21 protein-coding genes and 1 tRNA gene are annotated in these 18,624 nt (G+C 42.4%); 13 read left to right on the top strand and 9 right to left on the bottom strand.

Annotated features, from left to right (window positions below):
- Positions 1 to 331 precede the first annotated feature (331 nt).
- A complete protein-coding gene (locus K8P02_RS21225) occupies positions 332 to 1,768 on the top strand; it encodes a glutamate decarboxylase (RefSeq protein ID WP_025866780.1) in 1,437 nt (478 codons plus the stop codon).
- 178 nt (positions 1,769 to 1,946) lie between these two features.
- Positions 1,947 to 2,909: a glutaminase A gene (gene glsA, locus K8P02_RS21220; protein ID WP_025866779.1), complete on the top strand. Its 963-nt coding sequence runs from the start codon at positions 1,947 to 1,949 to the stop codon at positions 2,907 to 2,909.
- 72 nt (positions 2,910 to 2,981) lie between these two features.
- Here the strand turns inward: glsA and K8P02_RS21215 are convergent, their stop codons facing one another.
- A complete protein-coding gene (locus tag K8P02_RS21215; RefSeq protein ID WP_002559080.1) occupies positions 2,982 to 3,755 on the bottom strand; it encodes a potassium channel family protein in 774 nt (257 codons plus the stop codon).
- 192 nt (positions 3,756 to 3,947) lie between these two features.
- On the opposite strand from K8P02_RS21215, the gene gadC reads away from it, so the two are divergent.
- The gene (gene gadC / locus K8P02_RS21210) at positions 3,948 to 5,540 is read left to right on the top strand and encodes a putative glutamine/gamma-aminobutyrate antiporter GadC (protein WP_025866778.1); all 1,593 of its coding nucleotides are present in this window, start codon (positions 3,948 to 3,950) and stop codon (positions 5,538 to 5,540) included.
- A gap of 161 nt (positions 5,541 to 5,701) precedes the next feature.
- Here the strand turns inward: gadC and K8P02_RS21205 are convergent, their stop codons facing one another.
- Positions 5,702 to 6,940 (bottom strand): sensor histidine kinase, encoded by a 1,239-nt coding sequence (locus tag K8P02_RS21205; protein WP_002559078.1) that lies wholly within the window; start codon positions 6,938 to 6,940, stop codon positions 5,702 to 5,704.
- A gap of 205 nt (positions 6,941 to 7,145) precedes the next feature.
- Between K8P02_RS21205 and K8P02_RS21200 the strand changes: the two genes are divergently transcribed.
- From K8P02_RS21200 to K8P02_RS21185, 4 genes are all read left to right on the top strand, one after another.
- A tRNA-Phe gene (locus K8P02_RS21200) sits at positions 7,146 to 7,218 on the top strand.
- 251 nt (positions 7,219 to 7,469) lie between these two features.
- Complete coding sequence (locus K8P02_RS21195; RefSeq protein ID WP_005645871.1) at positions 7,470 to 8,711, top strand: site-specific integrase; 1,242 nt, start codon at positions 7,470 to 7,472, stop codon at positions 8,709 to 8,711.
- 55 nt (positions 8,712 to 8,766) lie between these two features.
- Positions 8,767 to 8,967, top strand: a complete 201-nt coding sequence (locus K8P02_RS21190) for a hypothetical protein (RefSeq protein ID WP_005645875.1) — start codon at positions 8,767 to 8,769, stop codon at positions 8,965 to 8,967.
- Positions 8,943 to 9,863, top strand: coding sequence for an SDH family Clp fold serine proteinase (locus tag K8P02_RS21185; RefSeq protein WP_005645877.1), 921 nt, complete (start codon positions 8,943 to 8,945; stop codon positions 9,861 to 9,863). The genes K8P02_RS21190 and K8P02_RS21185 overlap by 25 nt, the downstream gene beginning before the upstream one ends.
- A 138-nt stretch (positions 9,864 to 10,001) precedes the next feature.
- On the opposite strand, the gene K8P02_RS21180 is transcribed toward K8P02_RS21185, so the two are convergent.
- Both K8P02_RS21180 and K8P02_RS21175 read right to left on the bottom strand, forming a co-directional pair.
- Positions 10,002 to 10,283, bottom strand: coding sequence for a helix-turn-helix domain-containing protein (locus K8P02_RS21180; RefSeq protein WP_025866776.1), 282 nt, complete (start codon positions 10,281 to 10,283; stop codon positions 10,002 to 10,004).
- A gap of 4 nt (positions 10,284 to 10,287) precedes the next feature.
- Positions 10,288 to 10,575, bottom strand: coding sequence for a helix-turn-helix domain-containing protein (locus K8P02_RS21175; protein WP_025866775.1), 288 nt, complete (start codon positions 10,573 to 10,575; stop codon positions 10,288 to 10,290).
- 337 nt (positions 10,576 to 10,912) lie between these two features.
- Here K8P02_RS21175 and K8P02_RS21170 point away from each other — a divergent pair, with 337 nt between their 5' ends.
- The 6 genes from K8P02_RS21170 to K8P02_RS21145 all read left to right on the top strand — a co-directional run bounded on the left by K8P02_RS21170 (position 10,913) and on the right by K8P02_RS21145 (position 15,897).
- A complete protein-coding gene (locus K8P02_RS21170) occupies positions 10,913 to 11,221 on the top strand; it encodes a helix-turn-helix domain-containing protein (RefSeq protein WP_025866774.1) in 309 nt (102 codons plus the stop codon).
- Complete coding sequence (locus K8P02_RS21165) at positions 11,202 to 12,434, top strand: VapE domain-containing protein (protein WP_121960116.1); 1,233 nt, start codon at positions 11,202 to 11,204, stop codon at positions 12,432 to 12,434. The genes K8P02_RS21170 and K8P02_RS21165 overlap by 20 nt, the downstream gene beginning before the upstream one ends.
- Before the next feature lie 324 nt (positions 12,435 to 12,758).
- Positions 12,759 to 13,739 (top strand): toprim domain-containing protein, encoded by a 981-nt coding sequence (locus K8P02_RS21160; RefSeq protein ID WP_032586345.1) that lies wholly within the window; start codon positions 12,759 to 12,761, stop codon positions 13,737 to 13,739.
- A 155-nt stretch (positions 13,740 to 13,894) separates the two neighbouring features.
- Positions 13,895 to 14,278, top strand: a complete 384-nt coding sequence (locus K8P02_RS21155) for a MobC family plasmid mobilization relaxosome protein (RefSeq protein WP_005645888.1) — start codon at positions 13,895 to 13,897, stop codon at positions 14,276 to 14,278.
- Entirely contained in the window at positions 14,244 to 15,167 is a 924-nt protein-coding gene (locus tag K8P02_RS21150) for a relaxase/mobilization nuclease domain-containing protein (RefSeq protein ID WP_025866772.1), read from the top strand. Before K8P02_RS21155 ends, K8P02_RS21150 begins: the two co-directional genes overlap by 35 nt.
- 4 nt (positions 15,168 to 15,171) lie before the next feature.
- Positions 15,172 to 15,897 carry a hypothetical protein gene (locus tag K8P02_RS21145; protein ID WP_118429340.1) on the top strand — a complete coding sequence of 242 codons (726 nt, stop codon included), beginning with the start codon at positions 15,172 to 15,174 and terminating at the stop codon, positions 15,895 to 15,897.
- A gap of 42 nt (positions 15,898 to 15,939) precedes the next feature.
- On the opposite strand, the gene K8P02_RS21140 is transcribed toward K8P02_RS21145, so the two are convergent.
- From K8P02_RS21140 to K8P02_RS21120, 5 genes are all read right to left on the bottom strand, one after another.
- Positions 15,940 to 16,272 (bottom strand): helix-turn-helix domain-containing protein, encoded by a 333-nt coding sequence (locus K8P02_RS21140; protein WP_005646002.1) that lies wholly within the window; start codon positions 16,270 to 16,272, stop codon positions 15,940 to 15,942.
- 130 nt (positions 16,273 to 16,402) lie between these two features.
- Positions 16,403 to 16,822: an RteC domain-containing protein gene (locus K8P02_RS21135; RefSeq protein WP_025866771.1), complete on the bottom strand. Its 420-nt coding sequence runs from the start codon at positions 16,820 to 16,822 to the stop codon at positions 16,403 to 16,405.
- Entirely contained in the window at positions 16,776 to 17,015 is a 240-nt protein-coding gene (locus K8P02_RS21130; RefSeq protein ID WP_025866770.1) for a hypothetical protein, read from the bottom strand. Before K8P02_RS21130 ends, K8P02_RS21135 begins: the two co-directional genes overlap by 47 nt.
- Positions 17,016 to 17,046: 31 nt before the next feature.
- On the bottom strand, positions 17,047 to 17,979 hold the full coding sequence (locus K8P02_RS21125) for a helix-turn-helix transcriptional regulator (RefSeq protein WP_004315355.1): 933 nt from the start codon (positions 17,977 to 17,979) through the stop codon (positions 17,047 to 17,049).
- Positions 17,976 to 18,602 (bottom strand): Type 1 glutamine amidotransferase-like domain-containing protein, encoded by a 627-nt coding sequence (locus tag K8P02_RS21120; protein WP_025866769.1) that lies wholly within the window; start codon positions 18,600 to 18,602, stop codon positions 17,976 to 17,978. Before K8P02_RS21120 ends, K8P02_RS21125 begins: the two co-directional genes overlap by 4 nt.
- Positions 18,603 to 18,624: the final 22 nt, after the last annotated feature.

The raw sequence follows: 18,624 nt of genomic DNA, 5'->3' as shown, positions 1-18,624 counted from the left end.
GTTAATTGAAACGCAGATTGCTACAAAGGAAAACAAAAATAAGAGAAAGAATAACCGGATTTTAATCTGCGATAATTGACGTTAATCTGTGTTTCATCAGAGATTTAAAACTCCGTGTTCTCAGTGTCCTCTGTGGTGAATCTACCTCATTATTCATTCTTTATACAGTTAGAGCATCGCCTGCCGAAACCTCCCCGTGCGGGAAGCACGAAGCACAATAAACGCAAAATAATGTAAAATGGCTAAACTTTAAAAATCCCATGCTGTTGTTGTGGAAAATTCGACGGGGAAACTCCCCATCGCCTAAACCTAACTAAAAAATAATAGCAAAATGGAAGATTTAAATTTCAGAAAAGGTGATGCCAAGACCGATGTATTTGGTTCAAACAGAATGTTGCAACCCTCTCCCGTAGAGAAAATTCCCGACGGCCCTACAACTCCTGAGATTGCCTATCAGATGGTGAAAGATGAGACATTTGCACAGACTCAGCCCCGGTTGAACCTGGCTACTTTCGTCACCACTTATATGGATGAGTATGCCACTAAGCTGATGAACGAAGCAATCAACATCAACTATATTGACGAAACAGAATATCCGCGTATCGCTGTCATGAACGGAAAATGTATCAACATCATGGCTAACTTGTGGAATACTCCTGAAAAAGAGGACTGGAAAACAGGTGCGTTAGCTATCGGTTCTTCCGAAGCTTGTATGCTTGGTGGCGTTGCCGCATGGTTGCGCTGGCGTAAAAAACGTCAGGCACAAGGTAAACCGGTAGACAAACCAAACTTCGTTATCTCAACCGGATTCCAGGTAGTATGGGAAAAATTCGCTCAGCTGTGGCAGATTGAAATGCGTGAAGTACCTTTGACACTGGAAAAAACAACTCTCGATCCGGAAGAAGCACTGAAAATGTGCGACGAGAACACCATCTGTATTGTCCCTATCCAAGGCGTTACATGGACAGGACTGAATGACGACGTAGAAGCTCTTGACAAAGCACTCGATGCTTACAATGCCAAGACCGGATATGACATTCCTATCCACGTAGATGCCGCCAGTGGTGGTTTTATCCTTCCATTCCTGTATCCTGAAGTAAAATGGGACTTCCGTTTGAAATGGGTACTTTCTATCAGTACTTCCGGTCATAAATTCGGTCTGGTTTATCCGGGGCTTGGTTGGGTTTGCTGGAAAGGCAAAGAATATCTCCCCGAAGAAATGTCTTTCAGTGTAAACTACTTAGGTGCAAACATCACACAGGTAGGTTTGAACTTCTCCCGTCCTGCTGCTCAGATTTTAGGACAGTACTATCAGTTTATCCGTCTGGGATTCCAGGGATACAAAGAAGTACAATACAACTCGCTGACCATTGCGAAATACCTCCATAGCGAAATAGCCAAGATGATGCCTTTCGTGAACTACTCAGAAGATGTAGTGAACCCACTGTTCATCTGGTACATGAAACCGGAATACGCAAAGGATGCAAAGTGGACACTGTATGATTTGCAGGACAAGCTGGCTCAGAGCGGCTGGATGGTTCCGGCATACACATTGCCTACTAAGTTAGAGAATTACGTCGTTATGCGTATCGTTGTCCGTCAGGGATTCAGCCGAGACATGGCCGATATGTTGTTGGGCGATATCAAAAATGCAATTACCGAACTGGAAAAACTGGAATATCCTACTACTACCCGTATTGCTCAGGAAAAGAACCTGCCGGTAGCAACAAAGGTATTCAACCATACCGGTAAACCACAAGGAAAATAAAGACATTTACGATTAGACGATTTGAATAATTTACGATTAGACAATTGAAATTACTCTCATTGTGATTTCCGGAGATTCTTCAATCGTACATTGTCAATCGTCTAATCGTCAATTATTACATCGTCTAATCGTAAATTCTTCAAATTGTCTAATCGTAAATCATAAAGCTTTTTATTATATGAATAAGATTTCTATATCCCAAATAAAAGAAGTGGTACAGCAAGCCTACGAGCAGGTGAAAGGAAATACAGACGGAAAGAATGCCGATTATATACCTTATCTGGCCAATATCGACAAGAACCTGTTCGGTATTAGCATCTGCCTGCTGAATGGCCAAAAGATTACCGTCGGTGATTACAATTACCGTTTCGGTATCGAATCAGTATCCAAAGTTCACACTGCCATTCTGATTCTTCGTCAATATGGAGCTCAGAAAGTGTTGGACATGATTGGCGCTGATGCAACCGGACTACCATTCAACTCTATCATCGCCATCCTTCTGGAAAACGATCATCCTTCTACCCCATTGGTAAACGCCGGAGCAATCTCCGCCTGCTCCATGGTACAACCGATAGGTGATACTACTCAGAAATGGAATGCGATTGTGGAGAATATAACGGACCTTTGTGGTTCGGCTCCTCAATTAATTGACGAGTTATACAAGTCCGAATCTGCAACGAATTTCAATAACCGCTCTATTGCATGGTTATTGAAGAATTACAATCGCATCTATGATGATCCCGAAATGTCACTCGACCTGTATACACGCCAGTGTTCACTGGGAGTTACAGCAGAAATGCTGTCTGTCGCAGCCGCTACTGTGGCCAACAGCGGTGTGAATCCTGTGACTAAAAAACAAGTACTCGATGCCAGTCTGACTCCGAAGATTACCTCTATGATTGCTTCCGTAGGTTTCTACGAACATACGGGCGACTGGATGTATACTTCCGGTATTCCTGCAAAGACCGGTGTAGGTGGTGGCGTCATGGGTGTATTCCCAGGCGTCATGGGTATTTCCGCATTTGCTCCCCCTCTTGATGGTTCGGGCAACTCTGTAAAGGCACAATTAGCTATCAAATATATAATGAATAAGCTGGGGTTGAATGTGTTCAACGGCGAGCAAGTTACTGTAGTTGAATAAAAGTTCTGTCCTTTTTTGTAGGGGTTACTGCCTGTATAGGTAGTAGCCCCTTTTCTTTGAGGGAAATAATCTTCAGGATTTAGCTGTATTATCAGATTCAACGGGTTCCGGTGCAGCTACTACCTTTCCATTCTCTTCTATCTGTTGATAATACTCATCCTTTTCCTTATTTTTTTTCTGAATGAGGCTGGTGACATATACAGTGAATATAGGAAACATCATCATGCCCAATGCCGCCAGTAAAACGGAGAGTACCCGTCCGGTAGCCGTTACCGCTATAATATTGGAACCAACAGTAGTTACATCCATAAATGCCCACCAGAGTGCATCACCATAACCCGTTACCAATGGGTTTACTTTATGCTCCATCACAAAAAAAGCCAGGCTGGCAAAATAAACCGTAGCCAGCAACATCGTCAGATAGGAGACAAAAAGGCTGGAGGCTTTATTGTAAGTCAGCCATCCCACCACAATTGCCATTGCATATCCGCCACGTACCAAAGGAATAAAACGAAGCATATAAGTAATCTCAGGCGAGAAGGTCCATCCCATATAGGCGATGATATTCTGATAAGGAATAGCTACCAGTAAAAAGAGGAAATGGGTACTAAAATAGCGCAATTTATCTTTGGCGAGAAAGAGTTCGAGGATGAAATCGAACAGAAACAAAATACATATCCACAACTGTACCTTCATATACAGTGATTGGGTATAAAAAGGGATACCCTTGAATGTATCCACAGAGATACTGATGACCAGAAAAAGAGATAATAACAGTATGATGACATGCAAAATACCATATATTCCCCTTCTTCGCAGCGCAAAATCGGAAAGAGCAGTTTTCATATAAATGCTATTTATTTAGGTGATTATACATCTTTATTATACAAGTATAGGGAACAACACAAGTACAAGCTTTGTTTACCGGCCGGTGTATGTTAATTAACCAAGTTTGACAGTCTCCCCCGAAAACATCTCTCCCCGAATGTTGTTATAAAACAGACTTAAAAATATTTTTCACTTATAAAACCTTAACTTATGGCAAATATTAAACAAGTAGCAAAACTGGGGGTATTTACCCTGGCTATTATGAATGTAACGGCAGTCGTCTCCCTGCGTGGACTTCCTGCCGAGGCCGTATATGGTATGAGCTCGGCCTTTTACTATCTTTTCGCAGCCATTGTTTTCTTGATCCCGACTTCACTCGTTGCAGCCGAACTGGCTGCTATGTTTCAGGACAAACAAGGTGGTGTATTCCGGTGGGTAGGCGAGGCCTACGGCAAGAAATTCGGTTTCCTGGCCATTTGGGTACAATGGATTGAAAGTACAATCTGGTATCCTACCGTTTTGACATTCGGTGCCGTTTCCATCGCTTTTATCGGAATGAACGATACCCACGACATGTCACTGGCAAGCAACAAGTATTACACACTGGCCGTTGTGCTTATCATCTACTGGCTTGCTACTTTCATCTCTCTCAAAGGTATGGGATGGGTAGGAAAAGTCGCCAAAGTCGGCGGTATGGTTGGAACCATCATCCCGGCAGCCCTATTGATTATTTTAGGTATTGTTTATCTGGCAACCGGAGGAGTATCCAACCTCGATTTCCATAGTAGTTTCTTCCCCGACTTTACTAAATTTGATAACGTAGTGCTCGCAGCAAGTATCTTCCTCTTTTATGCCGGTATGGAAATGGGCGGTATCCACGTAAAAGATGTGGAAAACCCTTCTAAAAATTATCCGAAAGCCGTATTTATCGGTGCATTGATTACAGTACTGATTTTCGTATTAGGTACTTTTGCACTGGGTGTTATCATCCCGGCCAAAGATATCAGCCTGACACAAAGCTTGCTGGTAGGTTTCGATAATTACTTCAGATATATCCATGCTTCCTGGTTGTCACCGATCATCGCTATTGCATTGGCATTCGGTGTACTTGCAGGTGTACTGACTTGGGTTGCCGGTCCGTCAAAAGGTATCTTTGCCGTAGGTAAGGCTGGCTATATGCCTCCTTTCTTCCAGAAAACCAATAAGATGGGTGTACAGAAAAACATCCTGTTCGTACAAGGTATCGCTGTTACAGTACTGAGTCTTCTCTTCGTTGTTATGCCTTCTGTACAAAGCTTCTATCAAATTCTATCTCAGCTGACAGTGATACTCTATCTGGTCATGTATTTGCTTATGTTCTCTGGCGCTATCTATCTGCGTTACAATATGAAGAAAGCCAACCGTCCGTTCCGTATCGGTAAGAAAGGAAATGGCTTGATGTGGTTTGTGGGCGGCCTCGGTTTCTGTGGCTCATTGCTTGCATTTATATTGAGCTTTATCCCACCCAGCCAGATCTCTACAGGTAGCAATACCGTATGGTTCACCGTTCTTATTGTAGGTGCAATCATCGTAGTTATAGCTCCGTTCATTATCTACGCTTCAAAGAAACCGTCATGGGTTGACCCGAATACCAGCTTCGAACCTTTCCACTGGGAAGAACAGGCTAAACCGGAAGTAGCAACAGCTACGGCAACAACCGCCGCCACTGCAACTACCGCAACAGCTAAACCTGCTCCGGCATCCGGTACAGTAACACCGACATCCGGTACTGTTGCAAATGACAATAGTACTCCCAAAACTTAAAAAGATTATTTATACAAAAATGAGGGATATACCGGGATTTATTTTCCGGTATATCCCTCATTTCCTTATATATAGGCAGAAAATCTATCTTCTGTTATACGAAAAACTTAGCCTAACGCCTGTATCCTCAGAAAGTGGAGGAGAAGCAAGCGTTATCAGATTCAAGATTCTGAAGTTAGTGGCAAAACAAACCAGAAAGTAGATCCTTCACCCTGTTGTGACCGGACTCCTATTTTACCTCCTAATTTCTCTACTACAGTTTGTGAAAGCGTCAATCCCAATCCGGTTCCCGGGACCTCCCGATCCAGTTTGGTAAAACGGCTGAATATCTTACTCTGTTCTTCAGAAGATATTCCAATTCCGGAATCCCGTACGTAGCAATACAGTTCTTTTCCATCCCTCACCCGACAACCAAAACAAATCTCTCCATTCTGGGTAAACTTCATTGCATTCGTCAACAGATTCATAAATACCTGCATAATACGCTGCCGCTCTGAATATATGGTCAGTTCTGTCAGATCAGCCTCACACACCAATGTCACTTCGGGCTTCTCTACCAGCCGGATATTAAATAAAGCATATAATTCTCTTAACAGATCATTGGCATTAAATTTCGAATAATGAAAATCAAAACTCCCGGCTTCAATCTGAGAAAGATCAAGAATATCGGAAATCAACTGCAACAAACGGTCACTATTCTGATTAATGATATCAGTATACATATTCTTTTCTTCCTCACTTGATGCCGTAGCCAGCAAACTGGAAAAACCTACAATAGCATTCATCGGCGTACGGATCTCATGGCTCATGTTGGCAATAAATGCATTCTTTAACTTATCACATGAACGCGAATTCTCCTGTTCGAGTTGTAACAACCGCTGTGTATTCCTAAGTTCACTGATGTCATAAACAGTCAATAACATCAGTTCTTCATCATTTATATTCAAATAATTTCCTGATGCATGTACGTCACATGGAGTAATCTGTTTATTGTTCTGACTCACTATCTGCATAGATGCCTCAAAGCGATCAAAATTCTCCCTTTTATAAAAAGCTCTGCCAATGGCAACCCGCACTCCACAAACCTTACAACATGCATGGGTGCCACATTCTCCCGATTCTACTGCATTCTTACAGTGAAGCAAATCTCCCACCCGCTTTATACTTTTATCTTCTTCGATACCATTCAGTGAGTAATAGTTTGTCTTCTGTACAACAAAATCCTTACCTATCAGTAAAAGATAAGTGTTCACATTCCGGAAAATCAAATCTTCTTTCTGCCGTTCTCTACTGTTTTCTTTCTCTCTCCGACAGGCTTTTTTCTGTCCTTGCTGATATTTGACTGTAATAAAGATACTATAAACTAAAAATAATCCGGCAGTAATATAAGGTATTAGCATGTTATGTTTGCAATGTCTGTTTATTATAATCTTGTCTTATTTGAGCGTAAAAATATAAAATATCTCAATCCTTTTTTATTTTGCAGGATATTTATTTGCAGTACCCTAAAACAAAATAGTCAGAAATGTAAAAAACCTGCATTTTTTTCTTGAAGTTATTGCAGTATTGAAAAATATACCTATCTTTGCACCCGCAAACAAGAAAGGTGCCATAGCTCAGTTGGTAGAGCAAAGGACTGAAAATCCTTGTGTCCCCGGTTCGATTCCTGGTGGCACCACTTTTTAAGAAGGCAAAACGATGTAAATCCCTGAATTTCAAAGAAGTTCAGGGATTTTTCTTTTCCAAGAATAGGCAAAATTAGTGAGATTGAAGCAAACCATACGTCCTTATTCAAGGGACTGTTTTTAAAAGCCCGAAATGTTCCACTGCGAGGTATTTACTTCATTCTTTTACAGCACGTTGCACTATTTTACATAACAGGGTTCTCGGTTCGATTTCCTAACTTTGTATCATTAAAAATTGAGCCGTATGGAAAGAAAAAGATTCAGCGTGTTGTTCTTCATCAAGCGTAGCAAACTGTTAAAAAACGGGGAAGCACCCGTGCGTGTGCGTGTCACTTATGACCGCCTATACGTGGAACTTCAACTAAAGCGGAGTGTAAAAGTCCCACTTTGGTCGCAGGAAAAAGAGAAATCGACAGGCAAAGACCGAAACTCCGTAGAACTTAACCATTACATTGACGCCCTGCGTGTGAAATTCTATCAGATTTACCAAGACTTGGAACTGGAGGGAAAGATTATCTCCGCACGTGCCATAGTGAACCGCTATCAGGGAAAGGACGAAACTTTCAAGACATTGTATAATGTATTCAAGGAACATAATGACAACTGCCGGAAGCTAATCGGGACAGACTATGCCGACATCACCGTAAGACGTTACGACAATTGCCTTAAATACCTCATGGAACTGGTTAAACGGGATTACAAGGTAGATGATATGTTACTGCGTGAGGTAAACGGGGAACTGGTACGCAAATTCGATTTATACCTAAAGACGGAGAAGCATTGCGCACAGAATACCGTTATCCGGTACATGAAATGTTTTAAGAAAGTGATAAACCTTGCCATTGCCAACGAGTGGCTGACAAAGAACCCGTTTGCAGGAATCAAGTTTCACGAGGTGGAGGTAAACAAACAGTTCCTAAGCCAAGCCGAGATAAACCGGATATGGCAGAAAGAGTTCAGGATTGAACGGCTGGAACTGGTACGGGATGTTTTTATCTTCTGCGTATATACCGGGCTGGCATTCATAGACGTGTATAACTTACGCCCCGAACACGTTTCAGAGGACAGCAACGGCAACCTGTGGATAGTGAAACCCCGTGAAAAGACAAACAACCTCTGTAACATCCCGCTTTTGAGCATTCCCAAACAGATACTTGAAAAGTATAAGGATAACCCCTACTGCATGGATAAAGGAACTTTGTTGCCCGTTCCCTGCAATCAGAAGATGAACAGCTACCTGAAAGAGATTGCCGACCTTTGCGGTATTAAAAAGAACCTGACCACGCACACAGCCCGGCACAGTTTCGCTTCGGTTATTGCGCTGGCTAACAACGTGTCACTGCCGAACGTGGCTAAAATGCTGGGGCATTCATCCACCCGAATGACGCAGCACTACGCAAAGGTATTAGACCAAACGATACTAAGGGATATGCAATACGTAGAGAGAAAAATATCATTTTTCAGCAACTTTAATGCTGAATTGTAAACTTTTAAAAGGAAAAAGGCCTATATTTGCATTTAAAGTAATCGTTATAACAGCCATGAACAGAATCATAGAAAACTTAAAAGTAAATAATCCTGCGATATATCAAATATTGCAAGAGCAAGAAAAACAAAAATGGGAAATAACTAGTGGAACTCGTTATAAAACCGTCAGTGACACTGTTTCTGCAAATTCTTCAATTGAATATAACATTAAATCTAAACCGAATCAATTATGCCAACATGGAGTGAAATATTAACAGAATTAAAAGTCGAAAGTGCCCAAGGGAATTCTGCTCCTTTTGATTTTATTCGACGCAAATACCTTTCTGAACTATCTAAATATACAAACAGAAATATTATTTTGTACGCAACTGCTTTTACCCAAAAAGGTGGAGCTCCCGAATTACTTTCGGTAACAGAGGAAGATGTGCAAGGAATGATGGAAGTTTCATACGGACTTGAAAAAAAGCCTGTAGATTTAATTATACACAGTCCGGGAGGTTCTCCCGAAGCAGCAGAAGGTATTGTCGAATATTTGCATGCTCAATTTCCTGAAGTAAGAGTTATTATTCCCCAAATAGCAATGTCTGCTGCCACAATGATTGCATGTTCAGGAGCTAGTATTGTCATGGGAAAACATTCTAATATAGGTCCCGTAGACCCACAGTTGATTATTAATAGTCCTAACGGTCCCACAAGTAATCCTGCAAAAGCAATAATTGACCAATTCTATAAAGCATTACAAGAAGTAAACGAACCCAATAAACAAGCATGGGCTATATTACTTAATCAATATGGTCCTTCTGTCATTACACAATGTGAAAATTATATCAAAATGTCTGAAAACTTAATTAGAGATTGGCTTAATAGATTCATGTTCAAAACAGAAGCTCCAGATGTCAAAGCTCCTATTATAGAGAATATAGCATCTTTTTTGGCTAATCACGATAACTTTAAAAGTCATGGTCGCCATATATCCCGTGAAAAAGCAGAATCAAAAGGGTTAAAAATAGAATATCTTGAAAAAGACTCTCAATTACAAGATTTAGTTCTGTCTGTGTTTCATGCTACAACTCATACATTTTCATCAACACCTGCAATGAAAATTATAGAGAATCAAAATGGGAAAGCATTCATAAAAATTCAAAATTAACAAGATATTGAAAAGACTATCCGCATAAACATGAAGAAGCCAGCAACACAGTTTTCAAGAAACCATGATTGCTGGCTTTTAATTAATCAAACAATAAATCAATAAATACAGAAAACAAGATTTCACGTTTTCAAGATTTCATTTTCTGTAATACCTTTCCAGCAGGTCTAAAATCTCGCTTTCCCGGTAGATGATTTTTCCCGGAAGCTGCACATATCCCAGCAGTCCCGTGTCCCTGTAATCCTGCAACGTCCGTTTGCTGATGCAAAGCCGCTCGCACACTTCCTCGCCTGTCAAGTAGTGTTCACCGTTCAATACCGGGCGATAGTTCATTACCACGTACTCCACGTGTTCCAGCACCCTGTCAAGGGAGGAAAACAGTACCAGCGTGGTTTCGGAATCTTTCGTTATCAAATCCATACGCCTACTTTTTAGAATTGTCCCTTACTTGGCTAAGCAGAAATGTTTCCACGTCCGAAGCCTTATAGTAAATCTTATTGTTAATCTGCGAATAAGGCAGTTTCCCCGTATCACGGTAGGTCTGCATCGTCCGGGCTGAAACATTCAGCAAACGGCAGGTCTCGCAGTTATCCAGCCACTTGTCACGCTTCCTGCGTAAAGGCACACAGAGCGCATCCACACGCCCCACAAAATTTTCAAACCTCTGTTTCCAAAGTTCAAAGGTTCTCTTTTCAATCGTCACTATTTCCATAACCGATATATTTATTATTATCAATACTCCGTTTTTCTTCACTGGTGCAAATATATAAGACTGAATGACAGGTTGTTTCTTTCTGTCCGCAAATGACCTTGCGTGTCCAAAAATGTCCACCACCAACCCAAACGAGCAGGAAAGAAACAATAAGAGAACAGAAACCCCGGTTTCCCCCACTTACTAAATAAGTAAGGTAATGAACACAAAGCCGTTTTCTATTTACCGACATTAATTTGGTGCAGAGCGCAGCAAAGCGATTCCAAACGGCTGACGCTTTGTTTTTTACCGATTTTTCTTATTTTATTTGTGGTGCTAATTCAAAAAACAAGCACCTATGAATAATCCTTTCGAAGAAATTTTCAAACGGCTGGAGAACATCGAAAAGATGATTGCCCCGGTCATGGGCGCACAGCCCGAAGAACGGCAGGACGGAAAAGAGCCTGTGTTAGTCAAAATATCCGTTGCCAGCGGCATAACCGGGTATTCGGTCAATTACCTGTATCATTTAGCCAGCAAGGGACTGATACCCTGCGTCAAGCGTGGGCGTACCCTGCGTTTCGACATGGAGGAACTCAAAAAGTGGATGCAGCAGCAGTATGTCCCGGCTTCTAACAGACTTCTCGATGAAAAAGAAAAGAGGTGATGAAACACGGCATATCGAGGGCTGGCAGTCGAAGAACGAGCGCATCGAAAGCCTGTTGAACGTCCTGTACGATTTCCGGTTCAACACCGTAAAGAGCCGGACGGAATACCGGGCTGCGGGTTCTTCGGACTTGTACCAGCCCGTTACGAAATTTGTCCTGAACTCGTTCAGGCGCAGGCTGGACGCAACCGCTGGTATTGTCACCTCTGCCGAGAACATCCGTACCATACTGGAAAGCGACTTCGCAAGAAAGGTACATCCCATACGGGAATACTTTAACGCCCTGCCGCTTCTCAATCCTGCCGAACATGGGCATATCGGCAGGCTTCTGAACACGGTACAGGTAGCCAATCCCGGCAAATGGGAGGAATATTTCACGAAATGGCTTATCGGTGTGGTAGCCAACGCAATGAACGACACGGGGTGTCAGAATCATACCTGTCTAGTGCTAACCGGGGACAAGCAGGGACAGTTCAAATCGTGGTGGCTGGACAACCTTTGCCCGACACCGCTTAAGAACTACCTGTTCACCGGAAAGATAGACCCGCAGGGCAAAGACATCCTGACACTGATAGCCGAATACCTGTTCATCAACATTGACGACCAGCTAAAGGAACTCAACAAGCAGAACGAGAACGCCTTGAAGAACCTTATCACCACCCCGGCAGTGAAATACCGCAGACCGTATGATGTTTACATAGAGGAATACCCCCACCTCGCCAGCTTCATGGCTTCGGTGAACGGCAACGAGTTCCTGACCGACCCGACAGGCAGCAGGCGTTTTTTGCCGTTCGAGGTACTGCACATAGACAAGCCCACGGCAGAAAGTATTCACATGGATAACGTCTATTCCGAAATCATGTACCTGTACCGTCAGGGCGTGCGCTACTGGTTCAATGATATGGAGATTAGAGAATTGCATTTAGCAAATGCAGGATTTGAGGTGCAGACGGTCGAGTTTGAAATGCTGACACAATATTTTGAGAAGCCGACAGAGGAGGAAGAACCCTTGTTCTTTATGACAACGGCACAAATACTGACACGTTTACGGGATATATGCGCCATGCAGCTATCTGAAAAACGGCTGGGGGAAGCGTTGCGCAAAGCCGGGTTCAAACGAGTGCAGAAACGTATCAACAAACAGAATTATTCGGTATATGGGTACAGAATAAAGCCTATTCCTGCATCCTATACAAATGACGATTACGGATAGGTAGCCGTGCAGTAATTACTGCAAAAGTATCACATAATCACTCAAACTGTTAAAAATCAGCCTATTATACAATACACAATAAGCAGTAAGATAAAATCCAAAACTTTTTGGAAAACCGGAAAAAAGAAAAACAAGAAAAGAGCAAGCAGGAATATAAGGCTGTATTTCTATTTCCTTTTGAAGAAATAACTTACTTATCTTACTGCATAAGAGATAATCCACTGAAAAAAAAAGAATTATGCGCAGAAACATGGTGACTTTTCTTCTTACTGACTTCTTACTGTGCTACTGCAATTTATCAATGAATATCAAAAAATAAAAATTATGACCTACAAGGAAGCCAACAATATCAGTATCAAAGATTACCTGAACTCTTTGGGAATCCAGCCAGCCAAGGAAAAGGGAAGCTACGGGATGTACCGCAGCCCCTTACGGGAGGACAACACGCCAAGTTTCAAGGTGGATTATAACGCCAATCTATGGTGTGACTACGGAACTGGTGAGGGCGGGACGCTCATCGACCTTGTAATGAAGCAACACCAGTGCAACGCCTACGGTGCTATCTGCCGACTGGAACAGGGCGACACCGCCTCTTTTTCCTTTCACGGGAAAGAACTGCCCGAAAGGGAGACGAAAAGGCAAGCAGCCAGCCCGATAGAGATACACAGAATACAGCCGTTACAGAATCCGGCACTCATACGCTATTTGCAGGAAAGGGGGATTTCTCCCGGAACGGCATCCCCTTACGTGCAGGAAATGTATTACCGCATCGGTGGCAAGCCTTATTTTGCGCTGGCGTTTAGGAATGATTCAGGAGGTTACGAGCTTCGCAATCCCCGTTTCAAGGGCAGCACATCGAAAGACATCACCCATATACGGCAGCAGGGAGAGCCGAGAGATACCTGTTTCGTGTTCGAGGGCTTTTTGGATTTCCTCTCATTCCTCACTATCCGGCAACAGAAAAGTCCGGATATACCCTGCACCGACTGGCAGGACTACGTTATTCTAAACTCCACCGCCAACACGGATAAAGCCTTATATCCGTTGGCTGATTACGGGCATATACATTGTATGCTTGACAATGACGAAGCCGGGAGGAAAGCGGTTGAAGCCATAAGGCAGGAATACAAATGGCGTGTACGTGACGTATCACACCTGTACAGCGGTCACAATGACCTGAACGACTATTTGCGTAGCCTTAAAGTGAAACAATCCCAAGACTTGACAGTTACCGACAAGCCCCAGCCGGAGCAGGATAACAGACAAAATCCGGGTGAAAAAAGAAAGAGAGGGCTAAGGATGTGACCTGCAAGACTGGCGGCATGAACAGACGGCAGGCTGTGTGATTAGGGAGAGCAAGGTTATGTTTCGGTCTACCGAAACACCTTGCTTTGCTAAACGCAAAGAAAATTTCTCCCATTGGTCGCAATTTTTAAGATACCACCTAAAAGCAAAAACGTATGACAGGGATAAGGAACAAACCGGGAGGTCGCCCGGCAAAAAGCCGGATAGACAAGCAGAACCGGGTAGTCAGCACGAAACTGACCGAGTTACAGTTCTACGCAATCAGGAAGCGAGCCACCGAAGCCGGGCTGCGTGTCAGCGAGTACGTCCGGCAGGCTGTCGTTTCGGCAGAGGTGACGCCCCGACTGAACAGGCAGGATGCGGACACTATCCGCAAGCTGGCAGGGGAAGCCAACAACATCAACCAGCTGGCGCACCGGGCGAATGCCGGAGGGTTCGCACTGGTAGCGGTGGAACTGGTGAAACTCAAAAACAGGATTGTTGAAATCATAAACCAACTGTCGGATGATTGGAAAAATAAAAAAGGGAAGCGGATTTAAAGGCTGCGTGAACTATGTACTCGGCAAGGAACAGGCTACCTTACTTCATGCGGAGGGAGTGTTAGCCGAAAGCAACCGGGACATCATACGCAGTTTCATACTGCAAGCCGGGATGAACCCCGACCTGAAAAAGCCTGTCGGACATATTGCGCTAAGCTATTCCCCAGTGGACGCACCCAAGCTGACAGACGGGAAAATGATACAGCTTGCGCAGGAGTATATGCGTGAAATGAGAATCACCGATACGCAGTACATCATCGTGCGCCACCAAGACCGGGAACATCCGCACGTGCATATCGTGTTCAACCGTATAGACAACAACGGCAAGACCATTTCGGACAGGAACGACATGTACCGCAACGAGCAGGTATGCAAGAAGCTGAAAGCCAAACACGGGCTTTACTTCGCTAAAGGCAAGGAGCATGTAAAGCAGCACCGTTTGAGAGAACCGGACAAATCCAAATACGAGATTTACAATGCCGTAAAGGATGAAATCGGGAAATCAAGGAACTGGCAGCAGTTACAAACCCGACTGGCAGAAAAGGGTATCGGGATTCATTTCAAGTACAGGGGACAGACTGGCGAAGTGCAGGGCATATCTTTTTCCAAAGGTGAATACACGTTCAAGGGTTCGGAGATAGACCGCAGTTTCAGTTTCTCCAAGCTGGATAAATGTTTCGGGGATGCGGAACTGAACACTGCCGGAAGCAACCGACAGACGGTTTCCGTCCCTGTTCAAGAACCGACACGGACACCGTTTAAAGCAGACAGTCCGTTACTGGCAGGCTTGGGCGGTCTATTCTCCGCCCCGTCCTCTCCGGCTGATGAAACACCCGACAATCCCGGTGAAAGGAAAAAGAGAAAAAAGAAACGACACTTAAAATTATAGGGACATGGAAGATAATTTAATTTTGGAGGGGCTTCTCTCCATGGTTACGGAACTGAAAGAACGGCAGGAGAAGCAGGTAATGCCAGCCAGCCGGGAGGAAACGATTAACAGGCTGGACGTTATCGAACAGCGCATTTCGGAAATGCAAAGTAAATCCGGCATTACTGAAAACATGGTGCAGGAGATTCTAAACCAAATCGGCAGTATCGGAAAAGGGCAGTCCGAGAATCAAAAACAAGACCTTGAAGATATAAAGGGGCTTATCGTGACCTCGCACCGATATTTCAAGGAGCGGTTAAAGGTGTTGTTCCCGGCTGATGATACACCGACCGGGGAAACAACGCCCGTTTCATGGCATGAAAAACTGATATACCGGGTAACTCCCTGCCTGAAACCCAAGTTCTTTCTTCTTTCAGCAGGGATAATCATTTGTCTTGTGTCGCTTGTGTTGAATGTACGTTTTATACAAAAAATGCAGTGGTTACAGGACAATGATATAAAATACCGCTATATCCTGATGAAAGGAAAGGCAGACGGCAGCAGCCTTGATTTGCTGGAAACGAAGTTCAACAGGGAACGGGACAACGCTTTCATCCGAAGCCTGACCGATTCGGTGAAAGGCTTTGAATACCGCAGCAGGAAACAGGCGGAAACGTTGGAACGGGCAAGGCTGTTGAACGAACAAGCCGAGCAGCTAAGGGAGAAAGCCGACAAATTAGGCAAGCCATAAAACAAAAGCAAAGCCGGAGCAGAACCGCCCCGGCTTTTTAATTCACTTCTTTTTCTTCGTGCAGTGTTCTTTCTCGAACTGGCGTAGCGTGGTGACGCTGAACCGCTCCTTAATGAACTCCCGGACATCGGAAGCCTTGTAGTACACTTTTCCGCTGATTGTGAAGTACGGCAGCGCACCGATAGCCCGGTAGCGTTGCAGGGTCTTGATACTTACTTTGAACAACAGGCACAAATCCTGATTATCCAGCAGGTTGTCATCTTCGGGCAGCACCCTGTCGGCATTGCGCAGTACCCGTACATCCTTGCAGAGTTCTTCCAGTTTGGCGTACAGCTTCTGCATCCATACGCTGAAATCGTCATTCTCTATATACATGATTGCTTCATTTTTCTGATTATACATTATGGTCTGTCAATCGATTGATGAAGCAAAGTTCAGAAAACAGGTGCAAAGAAATTATAGGGGGACTAATGGAATCCCCTATAAATAAGTCATAAACAGCTGGTTATCTGTACCCTTTCTTTTCATGTTCCTTGCGAATAAGCTCTGCCAGTCCATTAAGAAACTCTGTCAGCTTGCCCGGCTTTCGTTTTATCACGTCCTCATGCTTTTGGTAACAGTCACCTATCTTGATATTGAAAAGCCATTCAAAGGCTTTCGTCAAGTCCACTAAATAAACAGGCTTGCCATTTTGATACACAATCTTTTGGGAAAGGAACAACCCGCTAACTATTTCCATGATATTGATAAGAGTGGTTCTGTCAGCGAGATAGAGAGGGGAAAGGGCTTGTTTGTTGGTGCGTTGCTGCAACTGTTCCGGGTACTTGATACGCCATTCGATTAGGCGTATTTCGGTATTCAATAGCCCTATCGCTTCATCAATTAGATACAAATAGGATATTTTTTTCCTGCTCAAACCATACACGGTATGATTTAAGACGATACAAACCAAAAGAGAAATAGCGGAGTAAAATGCTATAATCTTGTTCTGTAATACTGAAATCGGCTACATGGGTCGCCAATTCTTCGATAGCTTCTGCAAATTCAGATGCAGACACTTTACGTTGTGAGCATTCCGACAATAAGCGGAAAAATCTTTGGTCGAATATTTTTTTCATTTAGTCGATTAAAAATACTATTTGACAGCAATCAAATAGAAATGTTATTGATAATATTTTTAACTTCATATTTTAAAGAATCTGGTCTTATTATAGTTGCACTATCTGCAAAAGACAGATACCAATGTGCAAACTTACTGATTGAAAATGTTAGAAAATGAAGCTCAAACATATCCCCTATCTCTTTCTCAGATGTTAATCCGTAATAATATTTATCATCATTCATTATGGAGGTTTTATTCTTTTCTATTCTTATAACGATTTCATGTAATTTTTCTTTATCATAAAACTCGCGTATGAATTTTTCCAAAGGAGGATGTTCCCGTGATTGTAATTCATTAAGAATGTGCATTTTTTGAATTCTATCTATCCGAAATGTAAGATAGATTTCTTTGGGAAGATAAAAGCCTATTAGATACCAGTTAGTTCTCGAAAAGAAAATTCCAACAGCTTCAATCTTTCGTTCTGAAACACTTAACGCATTACTTCCCAAATAAGATATTTCAATAATTCTTTTTTGGTATATACTTTGTAAAATAAGTAAAAGAATATCAGGTTTATAGGTAGATGATTTATAAGTATCCAATACAGACATGCACTTTTCCATTGTTTCTAACATATTTTTGTCTGCAAAACGCATGACAGACCTAATCTTTTCTATTCCAGACTTATAATGTTCGTTGCTATTTGAATCAGTTAGTTCATGTACTAATTTCTCTGCAATCAAAAAGGACAAAGCCTCTTTTTGAGTAAACATTAGAGGAGATAATTTGAATCCTTCTGCAAGTGAATAACCAATACCGGGATTTCCTATGATAGGAATGCCTGCCTCTTCCAATGTTCTTATATCTCGATATACAGTACGAATGCTTATATTAAAACGTTCTGAAATTTGCTGTGCTTTCACTAACGAGTGCGATTGTAACTGAATCAATATAGCAGAAATACGGTCTATTCTATTCATTTTGCATCTTTAATTTGAATATTTGAATCTTCAATAATAACAGCTTGTTTATTACTTATAGGAATAAGCTGCAACTTCTCATTATATAGTTGAACTATCTTTTCACCTTTTTTCTTGAATGGAAAATTTCCATAATGGGGAATCGTATAAAAATCGACCAAATCTAAAGAAGTACAGTCTTTCAATTCAGGAGCCTTTTCTATTGGATCAAAATTCACACTTCTCATATATTCTGCATCGGGAGAGGCTATTATTGCTCCGGCAGATTCCCCAATATACAGTTTACCCAATTTCACTTGTTTAGATATAATTTTATCAACACCTTTTCTTTTTAACTCTTGCAAAAGGGAAAATGTATTTCCACCTGTTATGTAGATATAATCGCATTTATGCAATATAGAAGATATTTCCTCTTTGGGCAGTTGGGTAATCTCGACTTCTTCAACAATCATTCCTGCTTCTTCTAAAGCCTTTTTCCCCTTTTTTACATAGAATCGTATTGGTTCTGTAAGGCTTGCAGTTGGTATAAAAGCTATAATTTTCCCTTGCAAATCTTCTTTGGCACAATCGACAAATAGATTAGCAACATCAGCAAATGATGAGCATAAAAATAATCTTTTCATATTCTATAATATTAAGTTGAAT

This window comes from Bacteroides nordii (assembly GCF_019930665.1).
Lineage (GTDB): Bacteria > Bacteroidota > Bacteroidia > Bacteroidales > Bacteroidaceae > Bacteroides > Bacteroides nordii.
The sequence above is the reverse complement of the archived record's forward strand: the minus strand, read 5'-3'. Positions and strand labels throughout refer to the sequence as shown.

Bases quoted from the DNA above. Each gene is read 5' to 3' on its own strand.
- K8P02_RS21120 (WP_025866769.1), bottom strand. From the start codon at position 18,602: ATGAAAAGATTATTTTTATGCTCATCATTTGCTGATGTTGCTAATCTA.
- K8P02_RS21225 (WP_025866780.1), top strand. From the start codon at position 332: ATGGAAGATTTAAATTTCAGAAAAGGTGATGCCAAGACCGATGTATTT.
- K8P02_RS21125 (WP_004315355.1), bottom strand. From the start codon at position 17,979: ATGAATAGAATAGACCGTATTTCTGCTATATTGATTCAGTTACAATCG.
- K8P02_RS21205 (WP_002559078.1), bottom strand. From the start codon at position 6,940: ATGCTAATACCTTATATTACTGCCGGATTATTTTTAGTTTATAGTATC.
- K8P02_RS21190 (WP_005645875.1), top strand. From the start codon at position 8,767: ATGAACAGAATCATAGAAAACTTAAAAGTAAATAATCCTGCGATATAT.
- K8P02_RS21160 (WP_032586345.1), top strand. From the start codon at position 12,759: ATGACCTACAAGGAAGCCAACAATATCAGTATCAAAGATTACCTGAAC.
- K8P02_RS21175 (WP_025866775.1), bottom strand. From the start codon at position 10,575: ATGGAAATAGTGACGATTGAAAAGAGAACCTTTGAACTTTGGAAACAG.
- K8P02_RS21180 (WP_025866776.1), bottom strand. From the start codon at position 10,283: ATGGATTTGATAACGAAAGATTCCGAAACCACGCTGGTACTGTTTTCC.
- K8P02_RS21185 (WP_005645877.1), top strand. From the start codon at position 8,943: ATGCCAACATGGAGTGAAATATTAACAGAATTAAAAGTCGAAAGTGCC.
- K8P02_RS21195 (WP_005645871.1), top strand. From the start codon at position 7,470: ATGGAAAGAAAAAGATTCAGCGTGTTGTTCTTCATCAAGCGTAGCAAA.
- K8P02_RS21165 (WP_121960116.1), top strand. From the start codon at position 11,202: ATGAAAAAGAAAAGAGGTGATGAAACACGGCATATCGAGGGCTGGCAG.
- K8P02_RS21150 (WP_025866772.1), top strand. From the start codon at position 14,244: ATGATTGGAAAAATAAAAAAGGGAAGCGGATTTAAAGGCTGCGTGAAC.
- glsA (WP_025866779.1), top strand. From the start codon at position 1,947: ATGAATAAGATTTCTATATCCCAAATAAAAGAAGTGGTACAGCAAGCC.
- K8P02_RS21170 (WP_025866774.1), top strand. From the start codon at position 10,913: ATGAATAATCCTTTCGAAGAAATTTTCAAACGGCTGGAGAACATCGAA.
- K8P02_RS21145 (WP_118429340.1), top strand. From the start codon at position 15,172: ATGGAAGATAATTTAATTTTGGAGGGGCTTCTCTCCATGGTTACGGAA.
- K8P02_RS21130 (WP_025866770.1), bottom strand. From the start codon at position 17,015: ATGAAAAAAATATTCGACCAAAGATTTTTCCGCTTATTGTCGGAATGC.
- K8P02_RS21155 (WP_005645888.1), top strand. From the start codon at position 13,895: ATGACAGGGATAAGGAACAAACCGGGAGGTCGCCCGGCAAAAAGCCGG.
- K8P02_RS21215 (WP_002559080.1), bottom strand. From the start codon at position 3,755: ATGAAAACTGCTCTTTCCGATTTTGCGCTGCGAAGAAGGGGAATATAT.
- gadC (WP_025866778.1), top strand. From the start codon at position 3,948: ATGGCAAATATTAAACAAGTAGCAAAACTGGGGGTATTTACCCTGGCT.
- K8P02_RS21140 (WP_005646002.1), bottom strand. From the start codon at position 16,272: ATGTATATAGAGAATGACGATTTCAGCGTATGGATGCAGAAGCTGTAC.